This window comes from Methylobacterium sp. CCH5-D2 (assembly GCF_001556475.1).
In the GTDB taxonomy this organism is placed as follows: Bacteria; Pseudomonadota; Alphaproteobacteria; order Rhizobiales; family Beijerinckiaceae; genus Methylobacterium; species Methylobacterium hispanicum.
The window spans coordinates 1-1588 of the sequence record NZ_LSIX01000017.1; the positions used below are offsets into that span (position 1 = coordinate 1).

General features: G+C 69.7%; 3 protein-coding genes and 1 pseudogene. 1 reads left to right on the forward strand and 3 read right to left on the reverse strand.

Translation table 11 applies throughout. The annotated features are described in order from the left end of the window. The 3 genes and pseudogenes from AX737_RS00395 to AX737_RS00405 form a co-directional block, all read right to left on the reverse strand. A pseudogene (locus AX737_RS00395) lies at window positions 1-206 on the reverse strand (arsenical-resistance protein); the annotation flags it as partial. An 8-nt stretch (window positions 207-214) separates the two neighbouring features. Next, the gene (arsC, locus tag AX737_RS00400; protein ID WP_066918111.1) at window positions 215-652 is read right to left on the reverse strand and encodes an arsenate reductase (glutaredoxin); all 438 of its coding nucleotides are present in this window, start codon (window positions 650-652) and stop codon (window positions 215-217) included. Beyond that, window positions 645-1004: a metalloregulator ArsR/SmtB family transcription factor gene (locus AX737_RS00405; RefSeq protein WP_066918112.1), complete on the reverse strand. Its 360-nt coding sequence runs from the start codon at window positions 1002-1004 to the stop codon at window positions 645-647. Before AX737_RS00405 ends, arsC begins: the two co-directional genes overlap by 8 nt. A gap of 61 nt (window positions 1005-1065) precedes the next feature. On the opposite strand from AX737_RS00405, the gene AX737_RS00410 reads away from it, so the two are divergent. Then, a partial coding sequence (locus AX737_RS00410; protein WP_066918113.1) for an NAD(P)H-dependent oxidoreductase occupies window positions 1066-1588 on the forward strand: 523 nt, incomplete at its 3' end.

Here is a 1588-nt window from a genome sequence, read left to right on the forward strand (position 1 = left end):
CCGACGTGGCGCAGCGAGGCGAAGTCGATCTTGAGCAGCATGGGGATGACCATGAGCCAGATCAGGACGGCGACCGGCAGGTTCACCTCTGCGATCTCGGCCGCGCCGACGGCGTGGAAGACGCCCGGCATGACGTGCCCGAGGGCGATGCCGGCCACGATGCAGAGGGCGACCCAGACGGTCAGGTAGCGCTCGAAGGTGCTCATGGGCTTCCTCAGGCGGTGGCGACGCGACGGCCGTGCGCGTCGATGACGCGCTCGCCGTCCTCCTTCATGAACGCACCCTGCTGGGCCGGCAGGAGGTCGAGCACCGCCTCGGAGGGCCGGCACAGGCGCACGCCCTTCGGGCTCACCACCAGCGGCCGGTTGAGCAGGATCGGGTGCGCCTCGATCGCGTCGAGCAACTGCGTGTCGCTCAGCGCCGGGTCCCCGAGGCTCAACTCGGCGTAGGGGGTGCCCTTCTCGCGCAGCACGTCCCGCACACCGAGTCCCGCGCGGGCCAGCAGCTGCTCGATGAGCGCCCGGCTCGGCGGCGCCTTCAGGTACTCGACGACGTGCGGCTCGATGCCGGCGTTCCGGATCATCGCCAGCGTGTTCCGCGAGGTGCCGCAGGCGGGGTTGTGGTAGATGACGACGTCGAACGCCTCAGGCATTGAGAGCTTCTCCGACAGGGCAATCGCAGGCGGACAGGGCGGCGACGGCCGGAGCGCAGACCTCGGGCCGGCCCTGGCAGCAGTCGCGCATCAGGAAGGCGATCAGGTTGGACAGGCCGGCGTAGGCGGCGCTGTAGATGATCGACTTGCCCTCGCGCCGGGAGGTGATCAGGCCGGCGTGCGAGAGTTCCTTCAGGTGGAAGGACAGGTTGGTGCTCGTGGCCCCGACCTCGATCGCCAGCGCCCCAGCCGCGAGGCCGTCCGGACCGGCGGTGACGAGGGCGCGCACGACCCGGAGCCGGTGCTCCTGGCCGAGGGCCGCGAAGGCCGCGAGGGCTTGCCGTTCGTCCATCGCTTGTTCACTAATGATCCAACAAATCAACCTTCGTTGAAGCGTAGAGAACGAGGACGTCTTGGACAAGCCCCAGCAGCCCTTTGTCGATGGGATCCCGAACCTCTCCGAGGCGCATTTCGCGGTGCCGACCGCCGAGCGGCTGCAGGTGCCGGCCGCGTTCACCCACGCGCCGCGCTTTCTGATCCTCTACGGCTCGCTCCGGGCGCGCTCGTTCAGCCGGTTCCTGGCCTACGAGGCGGCCCGGCTCTTGGAGGCGATGGGCGGCGAGGTCAGGCTCTTCCACGCCCACGGCCTGCCGCTGCCCGACGACGCGACGGCCGACCACCCGAAGGTGCAGGAGCTCCGACGGCTCTCGATCTGGTCCGAGGGGCAGGTCTGGGTCTCGCCGGAGCGGCACGGCAACCTGACCGGCGTGATGAAGAGCCAGATCGACTGGCTGCCGCTGAGCGAGGGCTCGGTGCGGCCGACGCAGGGGCGCACGCTCGCGGTGATGCAGGTCTCGGGCGGCTCCCAGTCGTTCAACGCGGTGAACAGCCTGCGGGTGCTGGGCCGCTGGATGCGGATGATCACCATCCCGAACC

Coding starts and splice junctions, on each gene's coding strand:
- arsC (WP_066918111.1), bottom strand. CDS start 652: ATGCCTGAGGCGTTCGACGTCGTCATCTACCACAACCCCGCCTGCGGC.
- AX737_RS00405 (WP_066918112.1), bottom strand. CDS start 1,004: ATGGACGAACGGCAAGCCCTCGCGGCCTTCGCGGCCCTCGGCCAGGAG.